This is a genomic window from Pseudoruegeria sp. SK021 (assembly GCF_002119405.1).
Lineage (GTDB): Bacteria > Pseudomonadota > Alphaproteobacteria > Rhodobacterales > Rhodobacteraceae > Meridianimarinicoccus.
Genome location: NZ_MTBG01000018.1, coordinates 66,063 through 72,281, shown reverse-complemented (window position 1 = coordinate 72,281; position 6,219 = coordinate 66,063). Strand labels below are relative to the sequence as shown.

Here is a 6,219-nt window from a genome sequence, read left to right as displayed (position 1 = left end):
GGTACGGTTCCAGCTTGCCACGCCCCGGCGGACATCCCTGGGGTGCAGGCGAGGCGTGCCCTGTCGTCCTGACCTGCCGCGCCCAACGCGCGCCCGTCGCGGGCGAAAGTTTCAGACGCAAAGCCGCCGCACGTCCGCTTAACCCTTCTTCAATGTAACTCTGAAACCGCGCCCGAAGCGCAGATGGCAAAGGTGCTGACATGATCCGTCCTCCAAAATAGGATGAATCACAAACACGACCCTATAGAAACCACCGATTCAGGTTTTCACAGAAACGCTTTATTCCCCAGCCAACACATTTATCAGACCCCCTCGGCGCAGCGCCTGCCTGGGCTCTCCAACCACGCCTAAACCGGTGACCTGCCTGTTCAATTTCGACCGGCAACGGCAGAAGGACAACCAAGGCTATTCAATTTAATTCATATATAACAGCGAGTTAGCGCGGTAACGACCGTATTTAGTCGAAATTGCTGACCACCGACCAAGTCGATGGTCCAACGCCTTGGCTAGAAAATTGCCAATTGGCAATTTTTTCCGTGGCGTTGGGTTTCTGCCCGAACTTATAACGGATTGGCCTCGGCGAATTTGCGAAAGAACGCCAGAAAGGCCCGGTCCGGATCAGTTGGTGCCTCACGGCCCGCCGCCCAACCCCGCCACTCACCTTCGACGAAATAGATGTCATAGCCCGGATGACGCATCCGCGCCGTCTCATATGTTTCGGTTCGCAAGGCATCCCCCTTGGCGTCTAACCAAGCCGGACGTGGCGCAGAGGTCGAGACCTGCATCGGGGTGGCCGTGTCGCCACTGCCTTCCTCCATTCGAACCTTGCGCCCCACTTTGGAGTAGCTCAATTCGCGTTCAACCTTTCCAACACCGTCGCCGTCTTTGCGCCACCAGCGCAGTTCAACATGGGTCACCCGGCGGCCCGTCTTGATCGGTGACAGCTCAACCATGAAGCCCGACAAGGCATTCACTTCTTTCACCGCGGGTTGCACCGCACGCAGGTTCAGGTTCGACCAACTGGTAAGCTTACCTTTTGGGACCCCCAAAACCCCGCGTAGCGCATCCAGCGTGAATTTCTCGGATGAACGGTATTTGAGGTTGCCGCGCTTCTGCACCATTTCATACAGGGTCAGCGCGTATTTCGAACTCAGGGCGAACATTACTTCCCGTTGCAACCGCGCAAAAACCGTAGAATTGCGGATGATCTTACGCAGCCGCGGCGGTATCTCGTACTCGAACAGACCGTCATTGCGCAGGGATTCTATGTTCCCTCCCAGCAGTTGCACCCGTTCGACTGCAGCCTCGCCATCCCAGTTCACCGCAACCCGGACAATGGCCGTCATCAACCGTTCAACACTTTCACCGACGCGATCGTTGGAATTATGCGACCCCCGCAGGCTGGATTTCGAGATGACATGGGTCACAGGCTTGTCTATGGCGTCCCAAGCGTTCTCTAAAAGCTGGTTATAAATGCGCCGGTCCGTCAGGGTCAGGGGCGTCACCTCAACGAGGTCCACCAACTCGCCCGGCTTGATCAGACTTTCGCCGTTTGGCCGCGCATCAATGGTGCGATAGGATGTTCCAGACGCCACTTTGACTACCTCGTTTTCTTACGTTTGTAATTGCTTCCACGTAAGATAAAGCGAGTCGCGCTGCAGGTAAAGCACCCAATCTGTAAGGCTATTACCGCCGATCCCATCTGTACCGATTCGCAATCAGTTGATAAGATGCAACAAAATCAAGGTCAAAATCGCACTTATCCCCCGTCCCGAAAAGTAAGATTAGACGTCGAACCGATCCGTAGCGCTTGCCATCCCGATCCGTAACGCCATCCGTCCCTGCCTGTAAGCCATCCCGTCCCAAAAGGTAAGAAACTGGCGATATAACTGTTTATATTCAATAAATTATCGACCACGAACAGAGAACTAAAAGAATCTAGAACGGCCTGCGGCCAGTTTCTTTCTAGATTTGGTTGTTTCGTGTTGCCTTCCAACCGGAAATCTTACCAATTGCGCAAAAGCGCTACTGAGATATGCGCAAACTCCCAACATCACCGCGCATTCGGGCAGACTCCCGTCAAAACCGCAGAAATCTTCAATTTCCGCTTTTTTCGACCAGAATCCCAAATGATCGCACTTGAGAACGCCACCGCTTTCCCACATGATTCGGGAAACCCCTAGCGAGGACATGATGGATACCCAGGTACTTTACCCCGTCGCCCTGCCCGAACTCGAAGCTTTGTCAGCACGCGCTGCGACAGTCATCGGTCGGTTGCGAGATCGGGTGTACGCCCCCGGAACCGAAAAGACCCTCGACCTGCGCTTCAATGTTCGGTCGGCAGCCGAAATGGTTGGCCGGTCTGAGAAATTGATCCGGGATGCCGAGGCAGACGGTCGTTTGCCCGAACCGGCGAAGGATGACGAGACCGGTCGACGCACCGGTTATAGTCTGGCGCAGGTTAACCGGATGCGTGAAGTGTTCGGGACCCTACCAATCCGTGCCGAGACGGACGTTCCAGCCGTGGTAGCCGTGCAAAACTTTAAGGGCGGCGTCGGAAAGTCGACCGTCGTTACCCATTTGGCCCAGTTCTTTGCCTTGAAGGGCTACCGGGTCTGCGTGATTGATTGCGACAGTCAGGCCTCCTCGACTGCGATTTTCGGGCTGAACCCGGATGTCGATGTCGACGAAGACGAAGATACGCTTTACCCGTTCTTCCGGCATGGCGGCCCTCCGACGTTGCATTATGCGCTGCGGGCCACTTATTGGCCGGGGATTGCCCTGATCCCTGCCAATCTGGGGCTGTATGATGCCGAATATGAATTTGCAGCGCGAATGGCCCGGGAACAGACCTTCGTGCTGGATAAGCTGCGTTCCGGGATAGAAACCATCGCGGATCAGTTCGATATCGTGTTGCTGGATCCGCCGCCCGCGTTGGGCATGCTGTCCTTGTCGGTTCTGCGGGCCGCCAACGCCCTGATCGTCCCGGCGCCGCCCAACAATATCGACTTCGCCTCAACCGCGCATTTCCTGAAGATGATGAGCGCAACCTTGAATGAGATCTCTGAAGTTGGGGGTGCGCGCAGTTTCTCGTTTGTTAAAGTCCTTGCGACCAAGATGAACGACAACAAAAGCGCCCATGTAGCGATTAAACGGATGATGGATGCAGTCTTTGCCCGGGACATGATGGAGGCGGTATTGAAAGACAGCGCCGAGATCGACAATGCCACGGCCAACCTGCGGACCGTTTATGAACTGACCGGGCCGGCCACCCGAAGCGAGACGCACAAACGCTGCCGCGCTTATCTTGATTCTGTTGGCCGCGAGGTTGAAACCCTGATCCGAAAAACATGGCCCAGCCATCACGCGGATCTGCGTAAGGAGGGAATCCTGTGAGCAAGAAGCACGACGCGGTTTTCGACGATATTCTGGGGGATTTTTCGACGCCGGGACCGGCGAAGGGGCCTGAGACGACCCGCTCTGGCACCCGGTTTCTGAAACGGTCCACGACAATCGGTGACCGGCTGTCGGGGGATTTGGAAGAAAAGACCCTGCGATGGGTTGATCCGGCGGACTGCCGGATGTGGGTCGGTCACAACCGGGCGTATGATCTGCTGACCGAAGATAACTGCCGTGACTTGATCGACGGGATCCGCTCGCAGGGACGACAGGAATTTGCGGCCATCGTGCGCCATGTTCCCGGTGCGGATGGCACGACTTTCGAAGTGATCTGCGGCGCGCGCCGTCATTTCGCTGTGTCGTGGCTGCGGGCCAATAACTATCCCCAGTTCAAATACCTGATCGATGTCCGCGATCTGACGGATGAAGAAGCGTTCCGTCTGGCCGATATTGAAAACCGGGATCGCGAAGATATCAGCGATTACGAACGGGCAATCGATTATGCTGCCGCAATTGAGGCCTATTATGGCGGCAAGCAGAAAACCATGGCCGCGCGGCTTGAGGTGAGCGAGACGTGGCTGTCGCGCTATCTGGTTCTGGCGCGGTTGCCGGAAGAAGTCGTGGCGGCTTACCGGTCGATCCGAGACATCAAAGAACTGCACGCACGCCATCTGAAGCCGCTGCTGGCCGATCCGGACGCGCGCGCGCGGATTGTTGAGGCGGCGGAAACTTTGGCTGAGGTGCAGCGTGCGTACCGGACCGGGGATAGTGCGGGTAAGGACGGCGCTCAGGTCATCACGGCGTTGCGGGCTGCAGGGCAGGGGCCAAAGCCCGGCAAGTCCGAAGGGCAGCTTTATCGCCGTGCAGCAGGCGAGTCTGGCCTGACCATTCGGCGGAAAGGCCCGAATATTCAAATGGAGTTCCGCGAGGGCATGTCTGAAGCGGCCTTGAAGATCGCCTTCGATCAGTTTGTATCGGCCTATTTAGCGGCTGGACGCAAATTGCCAACAGGCAAGTCCTGATCTGCCACTGAAAATTGCCAATTGGCAATTTTCTCAACCTATTGAATTTTAAAGTAAATATTAAATTGCCTTCTGACAGGGCTACGCCGGTTGCCATGGCAACCGGCGGCTGGCGCGGTCTATTTGATTTTTTTGCCAGCGACGACAAGCCCGGATTTTCCGCCAGCAGGCGCAGCGGCCAGCGGGGCTTTCGCCTTCACTTGCTTGGGCTTCTTTGCTTCTTTATTGCCTTTTTGGTTGTTGCCTTTGGACATGGGTCCGCTCCTTTGACTAACACGACCGACGGCGCATGCCGACGGGGCCGGTGCTTGAGTGGTCAAGGTTGCCTGACGATGACTGTCAGGGCGATGATCGGGCTGAAGCAATAGGCAGTGCCGGGATCTGGCCGGACACGTCACCTACAGCCCCAAGGATAATCCCGCCCCGTGGCGCTTTCAAGGCCTCTGAATCGACTTAGATTTGGGTGCTGGCGGGGTTCTGATCCTTGGCCTCTTGGGTGAGAAGCCGGTGTTCGGTCAGGATCGCGTCTTGGCGGGGGCCGGGCGGGGTTAGTTCGGCAAGCCGGGTTAACAAGGCGAGTGCATGCAAGGCGACATTCGGATCAGAGGCCAGGTAGGTGCGGCTGGTCCCGTGCGCGGTATGGAGCAGCGACAGGAAGCTGACGATGGGGGCCTGAACCCGGTCCCGGGGATCGCGATAGGCGGTCTGCTCGGACCGGATGGCCGAGGCAAGGGCCACGTGCAGCCAGCTGAGGCAGGTATTGGCGGTGAACGGATCATTGATCCCGGGCGACAGGGCGCGGGCGATGATTTCCACCAGTTGCTCGGCCAGAAACAGCAGGTTCTGGTTCTCGGTGCGGCCGAGCCCGACGGCGAAACAGGCCCGGACCTGACCATGCTGCTTGTCGGTGACGGGTGCGGCCTGGGGCCAGATCAGTGCGATCAGGGTCTCTTGATCAACAAAGGTGCCGGGCATGGCGCGAATTTCCAGATGCCAGTCGTTTTGTTCGGCCAGACGCCGCATGTGGACAAGATTGACGGTCTGAATATAGCCGGGGTCTTCAAAGTGGACCTCGGTCGCGTCTTCGATTTTGGCGTCGGGCCGCCAGCCGGTGTTGTCCAGTTGCACGAGGGCCGGGTTGCTGCCGCTGCCACCTTTCAGATGGCGGACAGCGGTATCCAGTCGCCGCCCTAAGGTGGCGATGATCCGCGACAGGCTGATGGTTTCGGGAATGTGATGGATGAAATAGATCATCACCCAGACCGATCCGAGGGCGAACAGGATCGCCACCAGCAGCGACAGATGCGGCACGAAGGCGTCGGGTAGGATTCCGTCCGGCTCGCCCTCGTCGCGGACTGTCCGCAAGACCAGCAAGGCGTAGACGAACGACGACAGCATCCAGCCAAGACTTAGTTGAGTGCCACGGTCGCGCATGAAATTCCCGATCAGGCGCGGGCCAAAATTGCCTGAGGCAAAGGACACGGCAACGAGGGTCATGGAGTACATTACCCCGGCCACCCCGATAGAGGATTGTGCGATGGTGGACAGCAGGGTGCGCGCGCCGTCCACCTGTGTGGTTAACAGCGCGTCGGGCAGCAGGTCGGTGATCGCGGCAAAGTTGGCGTCGATCCAGACAGTCGTGGGCGCCAGCAAGAAGACGACAGCCACCATGGTGGCCGGGATCGCCCAATAGCTGGCGATGATGTCCTGAATGATTTTCTGAAAGAACGCCTGTCCGGCCATGATCCGTTATCCCGTCTGTGTTTGCGTGGCCGGGAAACTGTGCCTGACGCCGCTG

5 protein-coding genes and 1 pseudogene are annotated in these 6,219 nt (G+C 57.7%); 2 read left to right on the top strand and 4 right to left on the bottom strand.

All coding sequences use genetic code 11. The features are described 5' to 3' along the window. Together BV911_RS19775 and BV911_RS12085 are read right to left on the bottom strand one after the other, a co-directional pair. Positions 1–202 (bottom strand): annotated as a pseudogene (locus BV911_RS19775) (transposase); the annotation flags it as partial. A gap of 358 nt (positions 203–560) precedes the next feature. After that, complete coding sequence (locus BV911_RS12085) at positions 561–1,595, bottom strand: replication initiation protein (protein ID WP_086053872.1); 1,035 nt, start codon at positions 1,593–1,595, stop codon at positions 561–563. A gap of 595 nt (positions 1,596–2,190) precedes the next feature. Here BV911_RS12085 and BV911_RS12080 point away from each other — a divergent pair. Both BV911_RS12080 and BV911_RS12075 read left to right on the top strand, forming a co-directional pair. Further along, entirely contained in the window at positions 2,191–3,396 is a 1,206-nt protein-coding gene (locus tag BV911_RS12080; RefSeq protein WP_240512229.1) for an AAA family ATPase, read from the top strand. After that, a complete protein-coding gene (locus tag BV911_RS12075) occupies positions 3,393–4,421 on the top strand; it encodes a ParB/RepB/Spo0J family partition protein (RefSeq protein WP_086053871.1) in 1,029 nt (342 codons plus the stop codon). The genes BV911_RS12080 and BV911_RS12075 overlap by 4 nt, the downstream gene beginning before the upstream one ends. 119 nt (positions 4,422–4,540) lie before the next feature. Here the strand turns inward: BV911_RS12075 and BV911_RS20225 are convergent, their stop codons facing one another. Further along, positions 4,541–4,675 (bottom strand): hypothetical protein, encoded by a 135-nt coding sequence (locus BV911_RS20225; protein WP_256388254.1) that lies wholly within the window; start codon positions 4,673–4,675, stop codon positions 4,541–4,543. A 199-nt stretch (positions 4,676–4,874) separates the two neighbouring features. Further along, the gene (locus tag BV911_RS12070; RefSeq protein ID WP_086053870.1) at positions 4,875–6,164 is read right to left on the bottom strand and encodes a DUF2254 domain-containing protein; all 1,290 of its coding nucleotides are present in this window, start codon (positions 6,162–6,164) and stop codon (positions 4,875–4,877) included. Positions 6,165–6,219 lie beyond the last annotated feature (55 nt).